This is a genomic window from Enterobacter quasimori (genome assembly GCF_018597345.1).
In the GTDB taxonomy this organism is placed as follows: domain Bacteria; phylum Pseudomonadota; class Gammaproteobacteria; order Enterobacterales; family Enterobacteriaceae; genus Enterobacter; species Enterobacter mori.
The window spans coordinates 273,596-290,028 of sequence record NZ_JAHEVU010000003.1 but is presented as its reverse complement, the minus strand read 5'-3'; the positions used below and the strand labels follow the sequence as shown (position 1 = coordinate 290,028).

16 protein-coding genes are annotated in these 16,433 nt (G+C 56.0%); 7 read left to right on the top strand and 9 right to left on the bottom strand.

Annotated elements, in window-relative coordinates; all coding sequences use genetic code 11:
• Positions 1-196: 196 nt before the first annotated feature.
• Complete coding sequence (locus KK102_RS13470) at positions 197-1,237, top strand: aldo/keto reductase (protein ID WP_216357790.1); 1,041 nt, start codon at positions 197-199, stop codon at positions 1,235-1,237.
• 110 nt (positions 1,238-1,347) lie between these two features.
• Here the strand turns inward: KK102_RS13470 and KK102_RS13465 are convergent, their stop codons facing one another.
• Positions 1,348-1,836, bottom strand: a complete 489-nt coding sequence (locus tag KK102_RS13465; RefSeq protein WP_126546264.1) for a TIGR00645 family protein — start codon at positions 1,834-1,836, stop codon at positions 1,348-1,350.
• 81 nt (positions 1,837-1,917) lie between these two features.
• Positions 1,918-2,421 (bottom strand): ESA_00282 family adhesion-associated protein, encoded by a 504-nt coding sequence (locus KK102_RS13460; protein WP_216357789.1) that lies wholly within the window; start codon positions 2,419-2,421, stop codon positions 1,918-1,920.
• A 104-nt stretch (positions 2,422-2,525) separates the two neighbouring features.
• Between KK102_RS13460 and KK102_RS13455 the strand changes: the two genes are divergently transcribed.
• Both KK102_RS13455 and KK102_RS13450 read left to right on the top strand, forming a co-directional pair.
• Entirely contained in the window at positions 2,526-2,930 is a 405-nt protein-coding gene (locus KK102_RS13455) for a hypothetical protein (protein WP_216357788.1), read from the top strand.
• Positions 2,911-3,378 (top strand): cytoplasmic protein, encoded by a 468-nt coding sequence (locus tag KK102_RS13450; protein WP_126546262.1) that lies wholly within the window; start codon positions 2,911-2,913, stop codon positions 3,376-3,378. Before KK102_RS13455 ends, KK102_RS13450 begins: the two co-directional genes overlap by 20 nt.
• Here KK102_RS13450 and KK102_RS13445 read toward each other — a convergent pair.
• The 3 genes from KK102_RS13445 to exbB form a co-directional block, all read right to left on the bottom strand.
• Entirely contained in the window at positions 3,375-4,826 is a 1,452-nt protein-coding gene (locus tag KK102_RS13445) for a methyl-accepting chemotaxis protein (RefSeq protein WP_216357787.1), read from the bottom strand. The genes KK102_RS13450 and KK102_RS13445 overlap by 4 nt on opposite strands.
• A 273-nt stretch (positions 4,827-5,099) precedes the next feature.
• Complete coding sequence (exbD, locus tag KK102_RS13440; protein WP_010435590.1) at positions 5,100-5,525, bottom strand: TonB system transport protein ExbD; 426 nt, start codon at positions 5,523-5,525, stop codon at positions 5,100-5,102.
• A gap of 4 nt (positions 5,526-5,529) precedes the next feature.
• Complete coding sequence (gene exbB, locus KK102_RS13435; protein ID WP_126546260.1) at positions 5,530-6,261, bottom strand: tol-pal system-associated acyl-CoA thioesterase; 732 nt, start codon at positions 6,259-6,261, stop codon at positions 5,530-5,532.
• Between the two features lie 251 nt (positions 6,262-6,512).
• Here exbB and metC point away from each other — a divergent pair, with 251 nt between their 5' ends.
• Together metC and yghB are read left to right on the top strand one after the other, a co-directional pair.
• Complete coding sequence (gene metC, locus KK102_RS13430) at positions 6,513-7,700, top strand: cystathionine beta-lyase (protein WP_126546259.1); 1,188 nt, start codon at positions 6,513-6,515, stop codon at positions 7,698-7,700.
• Positions 7,701-7,842: 142 nt separating this feature from the next.
• On the top strand, positions 7,843-8,502 hold the full coding sequence (gene yghB / locus KK102_RS13425; RefSeq protein WP_126546258.1) for a DedA family general envelope maintenance protein YghB: 660 nt from the start codon (positions 7,843-7,845) through the stop codon (positions 8,500-8,502).
• A gap of 49 nt (positions 8,503-8,551) precedes the next feature.
• Here yghB and KK102_RS13420 read toward each other — a convergent pair whose 3' ends face one another.
• Entirely contained in the window at positions 8,552-9,451 is a 900-nt protein-coding gene (locus tag KK102_RS13420) for an AraC family transcriptional regulator (RefSeq protein ID WP_126546257.1), read from the bottom strand.
• Positions 9,452-9,646: 195 nt separating this feature from the next.
• Between KK102_RS13420 and yqhD the strand changes: the two genes are divergently transcribed.
• On the top strand, positions 9,647-10,810 hold the full coding sequence (yqhD, locus tag KK102_RS13415; RefSeq protein ID WP_216357786.1) for an alcohol dehydrogenase: 1,164 nt from the start codon (positions 9,647-9,649) through the stop codon (positions 10,808-10,810).
• A gap of 105 nt (positions 10,811-10,915) precedes the next feature.
• Positions 10,916-11,743 carry a 2,5-didehydrogluconate reductase DkgA gene (gene dkgA, locus KK102_RS13410; protein ID WP_120158629.1) on the top strand — a complete coding sequence of 276 codons (828 nt, stop codon included), beginning with the start codon at positions 10,916-10,918 and terminating at the stop codon, positions 11,741-11,743.
• Between the two features lie 73 nt (positions 11,744-11,816).
• Here dkgA and KK102_RS13405 read toward each other — a convergent pair whose 3' ends face one another.
• The 3 genes from KK102_RS13405 to plsC form a co-directional block, all read right to left on the bottom strand.
• Positions 11,817-13,988 carry a YgiQ family radical SAM protein gene (locus tag KK102_RS13405; protein WP_244992549.1) on the bottom strand — a complete coding sequence of 724 codons (2,172 nt, stop codon included), beginning with the start codon at positions 13,986-13,988 and terminating at the stop codon, positions 11,817-11,819.
• A gap of 151 nt (positions 13,989-14,139) precedes the next feature.
• Positions 14,140-15,552 carry a cell division protein FtsP gene (ftsP, locus tag KK102_RS13400; RefSeq protein ID WP_216357785.1) on the bottom strand — a complete coding sequence of 471 codons (1,413 nt, stop codon included), beginning with the start codon at positions 15,550-15,552 and terminating at the stop codon, positions 14,140-14,142.
• 59 nt (positions 15,553-15,611) lie between these two features.
• Entirely contained in the window at positions 15,612-16,349 is a 738-nt protein-coding gene (plsC, locus tag KK102_RS13395; RefSeq protein ID WP_216357784.1) for a 1-acylglycerol-3-phosphate O-acyltransferase, read from the bottom strand.
• Positions 16,350-16,433 lie beyond the last annotated feature (84 nt).

The following is a 16,433-nucleotide window of genomic DNA, read 5'->3' as shown; positions in this document are numbered from 1 at the left end:
AGGCGAGTACTACTCTCGTTATCGGCAGGGAGCGCGGAAATTATAACCTTTTGTGATTATTTTTAATTAGCGTGGCTTCACTAGTCACACAGCTGCCGTTAACCATTATGCCCACGCTTAGTGATGTAATGGGTGATGTGATAAGTTCAGAATGAAAACGCTGTTTCGAAAATTCATCAATAAGAAAGGAGACATCATGTCCTGGCACCCTTACACCGGCCGCTATGAGAATATGCAGTACCGCTACTGCGGGAAAAGTGGCCTGCGTCTGCCCGCGCTGTCACTGGGACTGTGGCATAGCTTCGGCCACGTCCAGCCGCTGGATGCCCAGCGGGCGCTGTTGCGTAAAGCTTTCGACCTCGGCATCACCCATTTTGATCTCGCCAATAACTACGGGCCGCCGGCGGGCAGCGCCGAGGAGAATTTTGGCCGCATCCTGCGCGAAGATTTTGCCGCGTATCGCGACGAGCTGATTATCTCCACCAAAGCGGGCTACGACATGTGGCCGGGGCCGTATGGTTCCGGCGGTTCACGTAAATATCTGCTCGCCAGCCTCGACCAAAGCCTGAAGCGTATGGGCGTGGAGTATGTGGATATTTTCTATTCCCACCGCGTGGATGAAAACACGCCAATGGAAGAGACGGCCTCAGCGCTGGCGCACGCCGTACAGAGCGGCAAAGCGCTGTATGTGGGCATCTCCTCCTACTCTACCGAGCGCACGCAGAAAATGGCCGAGCTGCTGCACGAGTGGAAAATCCCGCTGCTGATCCACCAGCCCTCTTACAACCTGCTTAACCGCTGGGTCGATAAGACCGGTTTGCTGGATGCGCTTGAAGCAAACGGGACGGGCTGTATCGCCTTCACTCCGCTGGCGCAGGGTCTTCTCACCGGAAAATACCTGAACGGTATTCCTGAAGGTTCACGCATGCAGCGCGAAGGCAAAAAGGTGCGCGGCCTGACGGAGAAAATGCTGACCGACGCCAACCTGAGCAGCCTCCACCTGCTGAATGAAATGGCGCATGCGCGTGGGCAAACCATGGCACAGATGGCGCTGAGCTGGCTGCTGAAAGATGAACGCGTGACGTCGGTGCTGATTGGCGCGAGCCGTCCGGAACAGCTGGAGGAGAACGTTCAGGCGCTGGAAAACCTGCGCTTTACGGAGGACGAACTCAAGCGGATTGACCAGCATGTGGCGGATGGGGAGTTGAATCTGTGGCAGGCGTCGTCGGATAAATAGTGCGGTCGGCTGCCCTCTCCCCTCACCCTAACCCTCTCCCCAGAGGGGAGAGGGAACTTGAACACCCTCTCCCCTCTGGGGAGAGGGCAGGGTGAGGGGTAAGGTGTACTTTATTTCTTACTGATCTTATCCAGATACCCCATCACAAATGCAGACAGCACAAACGTCAGGTGGATGATCACATACCACATCAGTTTGTTATCCGGGACGTTTTTCGCGTCCATAAACACGCGTAACAGATGAATAGAGGAGATCGCCACAATCGACGCAGCCACTTTGTTCTTCAGCGACGAGGCATCCATTTTGCCCAGCCAGTTGAGCTTCTCTTTGTGCTCGGCGATATCAAGCTGGGAAACGAAGTTCTCATAGCCAGAGAACATCACCATCACCAGCAATCCGCCCACCAGCGTCATGTCCACCAGCGACAGCAGCACCAGAATCAGGTCCGCTTCGGCGATGGAGAAGATATTTGGCAAGACGTGAAAAATTTCCTGGAAGAACTTTATGCTCAGCGCGACCAGTGCCAGGGAAAGGCCAAAATAGACGGGTGCCAGCAGCCAGCGAGAGGCGTACATTGCGTTTTCAAAAAAGCGTTCCATAGAATCCTGTCTGCAATCGAAACCAGCGGGCAGTATATCTCAACGACGCTCACTGTTTGCAACAACTAACCAACACCACGCCTACACCTCTTCCGGGTTAACCTCCGGACGCGCGTACTCCGGCCAGACCAATACCACCAGCTCCGGGTAGGCTTCCAGACTAAACTCGCGAAAACACTGACGCAGGTTTAACACGTCCAGGTCGGAATACGAGACTTTCTCGCCATTAAGACAGCGCTTTTTGATATTGTCATAATATTTATAGACCGCGGAATTCAGGTCGCTGCAGCGACGCTGCGCTTCAAACAACCCCGGCGTGTCATTAATTTCTGACATTTTCATCCGCTTAATTGTCGCGTGCAAAAAGTCGATATATTCATGGTTCACCCGCCAGTACCAAACCGGTGTCACCGAGTTCATCAATACAGAGAAATGATCTTCTCCTTCCTCTTTTGTCATCAACTCAGGTTGCGGCGGTTCACTGGCGTCTTTCAACACTTTCGTTTTATTGAACTCTTGCATCAATAAAAGCACACCAGCGGTCAGTAATAGTAATGTGATGACCGTAAAGAAAATGCTGTTCATGGGTAGGCTCCATTTTTTTTGATTTTAAATTTGCCTCATGTTATTGTCAACGAATCTCACGCCTTTACCAACCCCACCCTGTTGAAATTAAAGGAAATTAAAAAATGCTGCCCGACAGTCTCGTCCCGGCTAAGTACCACATTACGCCTGTGGAACAGCAACCGACGAAAGAAGAAAAAGAGGCTAATTTTACTCAGGGAAAAAGAAAGCTCTCCGATTTCGAGTCTGACATATTAATTGGTGTTTCCCGAACGGGCAAATCCCGTAATATGTTGCTGGAGGAGCACGACCGCCATATTAAAGACCGTTTATTTCGCGCTGTGAAAACTGAAGCCTTAGCGCACCTGCTGAATGATCTGCAAGCCGAAGGTGAAATAGATGCCCAGCAGCTCAGTCAAATAATGGCTGAAAAGACCAAAGAAATAAACGAAATGGGTAATGAAATTTGGCTTAATTTAATTACCCGTGAAAAAAACGCCCCCATTTTTTATGACTTCGGGGAAGATTAACGTGAAACCAGTTAATGATAACAATGTCTATTTGACTTTAGATGATAAAAAAAGCGATGAATTTATCTTAAAGCAAAATCTCGAAGCGCTAAAAAAGAGTAAAAATGACGAGATGACGCGTATTACCCAGGATCTGGTATCGATCCCGGCCACGCTCGTGCGCCTGAAATGGCAGAACCGCCGCGAAATATATCCGTTACAGGTGAAAGAAGAGATCTACGGTGCCGTGATGAATGCCATCATCGAGCAGCGCCCGGAGCTGAAAGAGAAGCTTCTGGGACGCCTGGAGGCCAATTATCAGTATCTGCTGGCGAGAGAGACCGCGACGCTGCGCCTGACCCGTAAACTGTCTGAGGGGGATTATCACACCTCAAACGTCACCCACGTCGCGCTCAATGAAGACGCGCTGGTGACTGGCACCCGCCCCCCCTCCGAACCGCAAAGCTAGTTAAATTTGAATACGGCAATCGCCTCTTTTAACTGACCCGTCTGCTGCCGCTGCGCGTCGGCCACCTGCAATGTTTGCGCAACGTGACGCACATTCTCCTGCACGCTGGCATCGATGCTGGCAATGCTGTCGTTCATCTGCGCAATGCTCGCCCGCTGCTGCTCGCTCATCAGCGACAGCTCTTCCAGCAGAGAGCGAAGCCCTTCGATACTTTCAATGATCGACTTCATTGTCATACCCGCCTGCTCAACCTGCTCGACGCCCTGCAGCGTGGTGGCCTGCGATGCTGTCAGAAGCTGGCGGATATCTTTTGCCGCCCCCTCGCTGCGCTGGGCCAACACGCGCACTTCTGAGGCAACCACCGCGAAGCCTTTGCCATGTTCGCCTGCTCTTGCAGCCTCGACCGAGGCGTTGAGCGACAGAATATTTGTCTGGAACGCAATCCCGTCGATCAGCTCCAGAATGGCGTAAATACGCTGCGACTCTTCGCGAATGTGCTCCATCGCCGCAATCGCCTGCCGTACGTTATGTCCCCCCTGCTCCGCCACGTTGCTGGTGCTTAACGCCACTTCCCTGACCTGGCTGGCTTTTTCACTGGTCAGGGTAGCGACAGCCCTTAACTGTTCCATCGCACTGGCCGCCGTTGCCAGCGAACTGGCCTGATGATCGGTGCGTTCTGACAGCGCGCTGTTGCGTTGTCCTAACGCGCGGGATGCCTCCAGCAGTTGTCCAATATTGGCGCTGACCTGCTCAAGCGTGGCGCGCATGGTGCCAAGCGTCAGGCTGAACGTGCGGGCAAAAGGAGACTCTGCTGGTACCGCATCGACGGCAAGCGTGAGGTACCCTGGCTCGCGGTTGATCACGCCCGCGAGCCCCGCCACCTCGCTCGCAGAGCGGGCGTCCTGCTCCATTCGTATCGCCAGCAGGACCAGGATCGCGGTCTGGACCACCACAAACAGGCCATGAAAAACCACCATATGAAAGCCGGTGTGCATGAACACTACCACGCCGTAAAGGTCATTCTCCTGCAGATAGTTAAACACCAGATGATGTAACGCGATGACCGCGGCCCCCATCACAAGGGGCCGCCAGTCTCGCCAGGCAAGCAGCGCGGAAAGCAGGACGAAAACGGAGAAATGGTATTCGGTTTCCCCCTCGCCCAGATGAATGAGCAACGCGGAAAAGGCCATTAGCACGAAAGCAGAGCTCAGGCGGAGCAGCAGCGCGCCGGGAAACAACAGCGTCAGCAGCGTCGAGAAAGAGGCCAGAGAGGTGCCGACAATGGCCCCCTGCACAACATTCTCGTTCAAATAACCGACACCCAGCGAGATCCCCCACAGCGACCAGATAAGCACCAGAATGAGCCTGTCGGCGCGTCGTCGAATTGCAGAGAGCGAAAACAGGTCGTTTTGAGGCGCGTGCGGATACAGCCATGTCATCGTAGCCATAGGGAGTCTCTTGCTGTGCAGGTGAAAAGATCCTTCGAAGAAGGATTGTTTTTATTATCTTTGTTAAGCGTAGTGGGGATATTCCACGACGCCATTTCAGAAAACGATATATTTTAACCGCGCAGGCGAATACTGATATTTACTTAACTATCAATAGATTATTAATTATGGCTTTATTGATAAATAAATATGAAGAATGAGGATATGCAGCAGAAAATAATAACGATTTAACATAGCAACAAACAAAAAAGCTGGCTTTCGCCAGCTTCCTTATTATTTCGCGGCCGCTTTTTCTTCGCCGACCAGACCAATCTTCAGGTACCCCGCCTGATGCAGCGTGTCCATCACCCTCATCATGGTTTCATAGTCGACGGTCTTATCTGCACGGAAGAAGACGGTGGTGTCTTTCTTGCCGCCGGTAAGCTGATCCAGCGCCGGAATGACTGACGCATCCGTTACCGGGTCGTTACCCAGGAACATGGATTTATCCGCTTTCACCGACAGATAGATAGGCTTTTCCGGGCGCGGCTGCGGCTGGCTGGACGAGGCCGGGAGATTCACCTTCACGTCGACCGTCGCCAGGGGCGCGGCCACCATAAAGATAATCAGCAGAACCAGCATGACGTCGATAAACGGCGTCACGTTAATCTCATGCATTTCGCCGTTATCGTCCAGATTTTCGTTTAGACGCATTGCCATACGATCAACCTACGCGCAGTTTAGAGGCCGCATGCACCGGTTTAACGGAGCTGGCGTTGAGGTCCAGGTCACGGCTTTGCAGCAGCAGAACCTGTGCAGCAACGTCACCGAGCGTGGCTTTGTAGCTGCCAATCATACGCGCGAAGATGTTATAGATTACGACCGCAGGGATCGCGGCAACCAGACCAATGGCCGTTGCCAGCAGCGCTTCTGCGATGCCTGGTGCAACCACAGCCAGGTTAGTCGTTTGAGTCTGCGCGATGCCGATGAAGCTGTTCATGATGCCCCAGACGGTACCGAACAGGCCGACGAACGGAGAAATCGCCCCGATGGTCGCCAGATAACCATTACCGCGGCCCATATGACGACCGACGGCAGCTACGCGGCGTTCCAGACGGAAGCCGGTTCGTTCTTTAATGCCTTCGTTATCTTCACTACCTGCGGAGAGTTCCAGCTCGTTCTGCGCTTCATTGACCAACAGGCTGGTCAGGCTTTTCGCATGGAAGGATGAGGTCATATCAGAAGCCTGATCCAGAGAGCGGGCCTCGGCCAGCTGCTGCTGTTCGCGCTTAAGGCGGCGCTTCTGAGAAAGCAGCTCGGCGCTCTTGCTGAAGAAAATAGCCCAGGTGACAACGGACGCCAGAATCAGGCCGATCATCACAATCTTAACCACGATGTCAGCATGTTGATACATGCCCCAAACGGAGAGATCCGTCTGCATCAAATTATTACCCACTCTGTATCTCCAGGACGCAAATCACAAAATCTGAGCGTAATAATATCAAAACGTCGTCGAATTGATAGTAGTTCTCATTAGTATTTACATAGTGCCGTAATTTTCGCTCACATTCCTTGCGCTTACGCAGTAAAAATTTCTTATGCGTATTTTTCATAATATTTTCTGCTTATTCGATAAGCATCCGGGTGCACATTTTTACAATCGTGGTAGTCTGGACGTCCAGACGTATAAAAACAGGGTTGGCGAACATGACTAAGAAGCATCTTGATACCACGCTGGTACAGGCAGGACGCAGCAAGAAATACACCCAGGGATCGGTCAACAGCGTGATTCAACGCGCCTCCTCGCTGGTGTTTGATACGGTTGAGGAGAAAAAAATCGCCACGCGCAACCGCGCGAAAGGCGGACTGTTTTATGGTCGTCGCGGCACGCTAACCCATTTTTCTCTGCAGGAAGCCATGTGCGAGCTGGAAGGTGGCGCGGGCTGCGCGCTGTTCCCCTGCGGCGCAGCGGCGGTCGCCAACACCATTCTGGCGTTTGTGGAACAGGGCGATCATATCCTGATGACCAACACCGCCTACGAGCCCAGCCAGGACTTCTGCACCAAAATCCTCAGCAAGCTCGGCGTGACGACCGGCTGGTTCGACCCGCTGATCGGGGAAGGCATTGCCGAACTTATTCAGCCAAACACGCGCATTGTGTTTCTGGAATCTCCCGGCTCAATCACCATGGAAGTGCACGACGTCCCTGCCATCGTGAAGGCCGTGCGCAGCAAAGCGCCAGAGGCGATCGTTATGATCGACAACACCTGGGCGGCAGGCGTGCTGTTTAAGGCGCTGGAATTCGACATTGATATCTCCATTCAGGCGGCGACCAAATACCTGATTGGCCACTCGGACGGCATGATCGGCACGGCGGTCTCCAACGCGCGCTGCTGGGATCAGCTGCGTGAAAACGCCTATCTGATGGGGCAAATGGTGGACGCAGACACGGCCTACATGACCAGCCGGGGCATCCGCACGCTGGGAGTTCGTCTGCGTCAGCACCACGAAAGCAGCCTGAGGATTGCCGAGTGGCTGGCGCAGCATCCGCAGGTGGAGCGCGTGAATCATCCCGCGCTGCCGGGCAGTAAAGGCCATGAATTCTGGCAACGTGACTTTACGGGCAGCAGCGGCCTGTTCTCCTTCGTGCTGAAAAAACGGCTGAACAACGACGAGCTGGCAAGCTATCTGGATAATTTTACCCTCTTCAGCATGGCCTACTCCTGGGGCGGCTTTGAATCCCTGATCCTGCCTAACCAGCCGGAACACATTGCGGCCCTGCGCCCCGGCGGCGAAGTGGACTTCAGCGGCACCCTGATTCGACTGCATATCGGTTTAGAAAATGTGGACGATTTAATTGCGGATTTGTCAGCAGGATTTGAACGTATCGTGTAGAGTGCAGGCTGAAAATGTACTCCTGGACGTTTTTGTGAACACTGCAAGCAGAAAAGTCTGCATGAGTTGCGTCCGCGATCAACCCCAGCGGGCCAATTCGGGAGTACAATAGCGTTATCTCTGCTGTTCCACAGGAAAGTCCATGGCTGTTATTCAAGATATTATTGCGGCGCTCTGGCAACACGATTTTGCCGCGCTGGCGGATCCGCACGTCGTGGGGATTGTTTACTTCGTGATGTTCGCGACGCTGTTTCTGGAAAATGGATTACTGCCAGCCTCGTTTCTCCCCGGTGACAGCCTGCTTCTGCTCGCAGGCGCGTTAATCGGCAAGGGAGTGATGGACTTCACGCCGACGATGGTGATCCTCACGTCAGCCGCCAGCCTGGGCTGCTGGCTAAGCTATTTGCAGGGCCGCTGGCTGGGGAACACGCGCGTCGTGAAAGGCTGGCTGGCGCAGTTGCCGCATAAATACCATCAGCGTGCGACCTGCATGTTTGACCGGCACGGCCTGCTGGCGCTGCTGGCCGGGCGTTTCCTGGCATTTGTTCGCACGCTTCTGCCAACCATGGCGGGCATTTCCGGCCTGTCAAACCGACGCTTCCAGTTCTTCAACTGGCTGAGCGCCCTGCTGTGGGTTGGTGTAGTCACCACTCTCGGCTACGCGCTGAACATGATCCCGTTTGTGAAACAGCATGAAGACCAGGTAATGACCTTCCTGATGGTGCTGCCGATATTTCTGCTGGTGGCAGGGCTGGCAGGGACGATTGCGGTAGTGATTAAGAAGAAGTACTGCAGCGCGTGATAAAAAATTGCCGGGTGGCGGCTACGCCTTACCCGGCCTACGTTTCCCCTCAGGCTCCCTGCATCGTTCGGATGCGCGACGCATCTTCTCCCGGCGTGACGCCGAAATAGCGCTTAAACTCCCGACTGAACTGGGACGCGCTTTCATAGCCGACGCGCATTGCCGCCGCGCTGGCCTTCATGCCGTCGTGGATCATCAGCATCCGCGCCTTATGCAGCCGGTAGGTTTTGAGGTACTGCAGCGGCGAGGTGCTGGTCACCGATTTGAAGTTGTGGTGAAACGCCGAGACGCTCATGTTCGCTTCCGCCGCCAGCTGGTCGACGCTGAGGTTTTCCGTGTACTGGCTTTCGATACGCTTGAGCACGCGGCTGATCAGGCTGAAATGGGTCTGTCGGCTCACCAGCGCCAGTAACGCCCCGCCTCCCGGCCCCAGCAGCACGTGGTAGAGAATTTCACGGATAATCTGCTTGCCCAGAATGCGCGCGTCCAGCGGCCTTTCCATCACGTCCAGCAGACGCTCAATGGCACAGAGGATCTCCTCCGACAGCGTGGCCGAGTTAATCCCGCTTGCCGCCATCGAAGGCTGGAACAACTCGTCTTCACCTATCTCCATCAGCAGCTCCTGCAGCTGAAGAATATCGACGTTGACGCGAATACCGGCCAGCGGAACCGACTCTGTCGCGAAGGTTTCACATTCGAAGGGTAAAGGTACCGTCAGAAGCAGATATTCATTGGTGTCGTAGCGGAACACGCGCTCGTTGATATAGCCAATTTTATGGCCCGAGAAGAGAAAAACGATGCCCGGCTGGTACATCACCGGCGTGCGCGTCCCGGGCTGCGTGCCGTAGAGCAGGCGAATGTCAGGAAGCAGGTTGTTGACACCATTTTCTTTATCAATCAGTGTTTTAATCTGACCAGTAAGCTGCTGGCAGATCGCTTCACGGTTCATTTTACGTTACTCCGGCTAAGGTTTCCGACGTTGACAGTGTGCGTGCTTTTCCGCGCTTTCTCCAGCGCTCTGTAGAAATGGGCAAGACATCGGCAGGAATGTGCATTGAGAGGATACCCTCGGGCGGCCACAATGTGCAGCATCAGGTCGCCCTCTGCGCCACCACGGTTTTTCACCCACTAAAGGGAACGAGCAATGAACAACTTTAATCTTCACACCCCAACCCGCATTCTGTTTGGTAAAGACGCCATCGCCGATCTGCGCGCGCAAATCCCCGCTGACGCCCGCGTGCTGATCACCTACGGTGGCGGCAGCGTCAAAAAAACCGGCGTGCTGGATCAGGTTTACAGCGCGCTGGACGGTCTGGACGTGCGTGAGTTCGGCGGCATTGAGCCAAACCCGTCCTACGAAACGCTAATGAACGCGGTGAAAATCGCCCGCGAAGACAACATTACCTTCCTGCTGGCGGTCGGCGGCGGCTCCGTGCTGGACGGCACCAAATTCATCGCCGCGGCAGCGCACTATGCCGACGGCATCGACCCATGGCACATTCTGGAAACCCGCGGCAGCGACATTAAAAGCGCCATCCCGATGGGCTCCGTGCTGACCCTGCCAGCGACCGGCTCTGAATCCAACAAGGGCGCGGTGATCTCCCGCAAAACCACCGGCGACAAGCAGGCCTTTATGAACGAACACGTTCAGCCCGTGTTTGCCATTCTGGACCCGGTTTACACCTACACCCTGCCTGCGCGTCAGGTAGCGAACGGCGTGGTCGATGCCTTTGTTCACACCGTTGAGCAGTACGTCACGTACCCGGTGAATGCCAAAATCCAGGATCGCTTCGCGGAAGGCATTCTGCTTACGCTCGTCGAAGAAGGTCCGAAAGCGCTGAAAGAGCCGGAAAACTATGACGTTCGCGCCAACGTAATGTGGGCCGCCACCCAGGCGCTGAACGGCCTGATCGGCGCTGGCGTGCCGCAGGACTGGGCAACCCACATGCTGGGCCACGAGCTGACGGCAATGCACGGACTGGATCACGCCCAGACGCTGGCGGTCGTTCTGCCTGCCCTGTGGAATGAAAAACGCGACACCAAGCGCGCCAAGCTGCTGCAGTACGCCGAGCGCGTGTGGAACATCACCGAGGGCTCCGACGACGCGCGCATTGATGCCGCCATCGAAGCGACCCGCAGCTTCTTTGAAGGTCTGGGCGTGCCAACGCGTCTGTCCGGCTACGGCCTGGACGGCAGCTCCATCCCTGCCCTGCTGGCAAAACTTGAAGAGCACGGCATGACCCAGTTGGGCGAGCACGGCGACATTACGCTGGACGTCAGCCGTCGGATCTACGAAGCGGCACGCTAAGCGTTTTTGCCCTCCCGACTTTCGTTTTTTGACATTTCGTCCAGACTTAATGCACACCCCATCGCCGGAGTCCCCCTCCGGCGATGCGCACCTGAAGGAGGAAAAATGGCAAACCAAACCGTAATCAAGCTGCAGGACGGCAACGTGATGCCCCAGCTGGGGCTAGGTGTATGGAAAGCCGGTAACGACGAGGTCGTCTCCGCCATTCATAAAGCCCTGGAAGTCGGCTATCGGTCGATTGATACCGCCGCCGCGTACAAAAACGAGGACGGCGTGGGGACCGCACTGGCCAGCGCCGGCGTCCCCCGCGATGAGTTATTCATCACCACCAAACTGTGGAACGACGATCAAAAGCGCCCCCGCGAAGCCCTGCAGGAGAGCCTGGAAAAGCTCCAGCTCGATTTCGTCGATCTCTGGCTGATGCACTGGCCGGTTCCGGCTATCGACCATTACGTTGACGCCTGGAAAGGGATGATTGAACTGCAAAAAGAGGGGCTGGTGAAAAGCATCGGCGTCTGTAACTTCCAGGTTCATCACCTGCAGCGTCTGATTGATGAAACCGGCGTTGCGCCTGTCATCAACCAGATCGAGCTGCACCCGCTGCTGCAGCAGCGCCAGCTTCATGCCTGGAACGCCACGCATAAGATCCAGACAGAGTCCTGGAGCCCGCTGGCGCAGGGCGGCGAGGGCGTGTTCGATCAAAAGATTATCCGTGAGCTGGCGGATAAATACGGCAAAAGCCCGGCGCAAATCGTCATTCGCTGGCATCTGGACAACGGCCTGGTGGTGATACCGAAATCGGTCACGCCGTCGCGCATCGCCGAGAACTTCGACGTCTGGGATTTCCGTCTGGACAAAGACGAGCTGGGTGAGATTGCGAAGCTGGATAAGGGCAAGAGGCTTGGGCCGGACCCGGATCAGTTTGGCGGTTAAGTGCGTAAAAAAACCGGGTGGCGGCTTCGCCTTACCCGGCCTACAAAAAACCCCGGCTTGCCGGGGTTTTCTTTTACGCTTTACGCTTCACAGGTTTCTTCACACTGGGATTACCATTTGAACGCTGATGCACAATCGGCGTGTGCTTTGTCAGCGCCGGGCGCGTATTGCGGTTCTGGCGACGCGCTTCGCGCATCTCATCCAGCGTCGGGGCCGGTACCAGGCAGTCGCGGCGCGAGCCGATCAGGTGTTTTTTACCCATCTCTTCCAGCGCCTGGCGGATCAGCGGCCAGTTCTTCGGATCGTGATAGCGCAGCAGCGCTTTGTGCAGACGGCGCTGTTTATCCCCTTTCGGCACCACCACCTCTTCACTCTTGTTGCCAATCTTACTCAGCGGGTTCTTGCCGGTGTAATACATGGTCGTCGAGTTGGCGAGCGGTGAAGGATAGAAGTTCTGCACCTGATCCAGACGGAAGCGACGCTGCTTCAGCCACAGCGCCAGGTTGACCATGTCCTCATCGCGCGTGCCCGGGTGGGCGGAGATGAAGTACGGGATCAGATACTGCTCTTTGCCCGCCTGCTTCGAATAGGTGTCGAACAGCTCTTTAAAGCGATCGTAGCTGCCCATGCCCGGCTTCATCATCTTGGACAGCGGGCCTTCTTCGGTGTGCTCTGGGGCAATCTTCAGATAGCCGCCGACGTGGTGCGTCGCCAGCTCTTTGATGTAGCGCGGATCTTCCACGGCGATGTCGTAACGTACCCCGGACGCGATGAGGATCTTCTTGATGCCCTTCAGATCGCGGGCGCGGCGATAAAGGTTGATCGTCGGCTCGTGGTTGGTGTCCATGTGCTCGCAGATGCTCGGATAGACGCAGGAGAGGCGACGACAGGTTTGCTCCGCGCGCGGCGACTTGCAGCGCAGCATATACATGTTCGCGGTAGGGCCACCGAGGTCGGAGATCACGCCGGTAAAGCCCGGCACCGAGTCGCGAATCGCTTCGATCTCGTTGATGATCGAATCTTCAGAGCGGCTCTGGATAATACGGCCTTCGTGTTCGGTAATGGAGCAGAAGGAACAGCCGCCGAAGCAGCCGCGCATAATATTGATCGAGAAGCGGATCATCTCATACGCCGGGATACGGGCGTTGCCGTACGCAGGGTGCGGCACGCGCTTGTACGGCAGCGCAAAGACGCTGTCCATCTCTTCGGTGGAGAGCGGGATGGCCGGCGGGTTGATCCAGATAAAGCGCTCGCCGTGCTTCTGCATCAGCGCGCGGGCGCAGCCCGGGTTGGTTTCATGGTGCAAAATACGGGACGCATGGGCGTAGAGCACCTTGTCGGCTTTCACCTTCTCGTAGGACGGCAGCAGCACGTAGGTCTTTTCCCACGGCTTCGGGCGGGGCGGCTGCACGACGATTGCCTTCGCTTCCGCTTTTTTCGGCTCAACCGGTTTGTTATCGGCACACGGCAGATCGTCGCCGTACGGGTGCGGGATCGGGTCGATTTTGCCCGGCATATCAATAATGCGGGAATCCACGCCGCGCCAGCCCGGTAGCGCCTCTTTCACCATGATGGCGGTATTGCGCACGTCACGGATGCTGCTCACCGGCTCGCCCTGCGACAGACGGTGCGCCACTTCCACCAGCGGACGCTCGCCGTTACCGTAAATCAGCATGTCGGCTTTGGAATCCACCAGCACCGAGCGGCGAACGGTATCTGACCAATAGTCGTAGTGCGCGGTGCGGCGCAGGCTCGCCTCGATGCCGCCCAGGATCACCGGGACGTCTTTCCAGGCTTCTTTGCAGCGCTGGGTATAGACCAGGGTAGCGCGGTCCGGACGTTTGCCCGCCAGGTTATCCGGCGTGTAGGCATCGTCATGGCGCAGCTTACGGTCGGCGGTGTAGCGGTTGATCATCGAGTCCATGTTGCCTGCGGTCACGCCGAAGAACAGGTTCGGTTTACCCAGACGCATAAAGTCGTCTTTGCTGTTCCAGTCAGGCTGAGAGATGATCCCCACGCGGAAGCCCTGCGCTTCGAGCATGCGGCCACAGATGGCCATACCAAAGCTCGGGTGGTCAACGTAGGCATCGCCCGTGACCAGAATGATGTCGCAGCTATCCCAGCCCAACTGATCCATCTCTTCCCGGGACATCGGCAGGAACGGCGCCGGTCCAAAGCAGGCCGCCCAGTACTGGGGCCAGGAGAAGAGGTCACGATCCGGCTGGATCAGGGAAATTGCGCTCATAATGCTTCCGAAGAAAAAATAGACAAAAGGAGCGGGATTATACGCTGGATCAATGTGGGAAATGAAGGGGTATTTATTGCCCGGTGGCGCTACGCTTACCGGGCCTACGGGCCTGTAGGCCGGGTAAGGCGAAGCCGCCACCCGACTCGTTTTACGGTGCCGGATTCACCAGCATCTGCCCCACCGACCCCCTGTCCATCATCTCCAGCGTCTGGCTATGGAACAGGAACGGGAAGTGCGGCCATGAAGGCTGACCATAGTAGACGAGCAGTTCAACCTGACCATCCACCCAGACGGTGTCTTTCCAGCCGCGATCTTCCGGGAACGGCATTGCGCCGTTGACGTTGCGGATCAGGAATGACACCCCTTCAATATGGAACGACTGCGGCATATCCGAACGAACCGTCCAGCGCTCCCAGGTCCCCTGCTGCGCGGTAATGTCGATACGGTTGACGTCCCACAGCGCGCCGTTGATGCCCGGATCGTCGCCCAGGCTGATATCACGGCTGCGCACCGGCGAGCCGCTCATGATCTCCTGCGGCAGCAGACGCATGGGCAGGCTATCGGTCACCAGCGGCAGCAGGCCGGTTGGGCGCAGGGTGAGCACCAGGGTGGAGACGAGAATGCTCGACGGCTCAAAGAAGCCGCGAATGCGGTCAACTATGCTTGCCGCTTCGCCGCAGGTAACAGAGACTTCATCCCCGTTGGTCATATCCACCAGGATTTCACGACGTTCACCCGGCGAGAGCGCCAGCTGTTTAACGGAAACCGGCGCGGGTAAAAAGCCCTGATCGCCGGAAATCACGTGCAACGGACGGCCATCGCTCATCTGCAGCTTATAGCGACGCGAGTTGGAAGCGTTCAGCAGGCGCAGGCGCACCCAGCCACGAGAGACTTCAACATAGGGGCTTTGCGCGCCGTTAACCAGCAGCGTATCGCCAACAAAGCCACCGCTGCCCGGCTCGCTGTATTCCGGCGTGCCGAAGTTATCGAGGCGCTTATCCTGAATAATGACCGGGAAATCATCCACGCCGTAGTGATTCGGGATCGGCAGCGATTTACTCACCTCATCCTCAATCAGCCACATCCCGGCCAGGCCGTTGTAGACCTGCTGGGCAGTGCGGTTTGGCGTATTGGCGTGGTACCACAGCGTGGTCGCGCTCTGGCGGATAGGGAGGACGGGCGCCCAGTCGGCGTTTGGCGACATCATGCGCGCCGCGCCGCCGATCAGCGGCCCAGGCACCTGCAGCCCGCTGACGGTCATCGCGACATTTTCAGTCGTCCGGTTACTGTAAATCAGCTTAACGTCATCGCCGTTCCACACGCGAATGGTTGGGCCAAGGTAGCGCCCATTAATTCCCCATATCTGCGCGCGCGTCCCCTGGGTAAAGGACCAGTGGCTACGCTGTAGCGTGAGGAAAAGCGGCTGACCGCGACGGGATTCAATCAACGGCGGAATGGGCAGCGGCTGTTGCTGCCCGGCGGCGCTGGCTGTCCGCGGTATCGCACCTGCACAAAGGGCGATCCCCGAAGCCTGAATAAACTGACGCCGACTGAATGACATATAAGCTCCATCTGAAACGACTAACAACGCGGGAATTCGTTTTCCCTTATAACGCCGGATTACATCTTACCGGCGGCTTCTCTCTCTGCGACTTCTTTGTCGAGCAACGCAATATGCTGTGCCATCAGCTCACGGCAATAAGCTGCCAGTTCGCGCACCTGATCTTTGCCATATTTACTGGTATCCACCGGCGGCAGCATTTCGACAATGACCAACCCGTTATTCAGGCGGTTAAGATTAATCTTATTAGAAGTATTGGAAACACACACAGGAATAATTGGAACACCTGCCGCAATTGCAGCGTGAAACGCACCGGTTTTAAACGGCAGCAGGCCGCGACCGCGGCTGCGCGTCCCTTCCGGGAACATCCATATTGAGATTTTGCGTTTCTTAAAGTGATTCACCACTTCAGCAATGGTGCCGTGCGCTTTAGCTCGATTATTACGGTCAATCAACAAGTTACCCGTCAGCCAATAAAGCTGGCCGAAAAACGGGATCCACAGCAGACTCTTTTTCCCCACCGTCACGGTTGGCGGCAGTACGATGTTTGCGGCGGTCACCATATCGTAGTTGTTCTGATGGTTAGCGATATAGATGGCGTTGCCGAACTGCTCCGCGCCTTCCGGCAGGCGTTTTTCAACCTTCAGGCCAAACAGCGGCGCAAGGCGCCCAAACATATGGCCAAAGGTGGCGACATGCTTAGGATTACGCGGACTGAACAGGCAATAGATGCAGCCGAAAACACAAACCAGAATGCAGTAGATAACGGTAAGAATGAGACGAACAATGTATAGCATAGCGACCTCTGAAGCCCTGACAGCTGACAATTATACTTCACCTGTGGCCAGGTAAGGACTTTATTACGAGCGCGTATTGTTAAT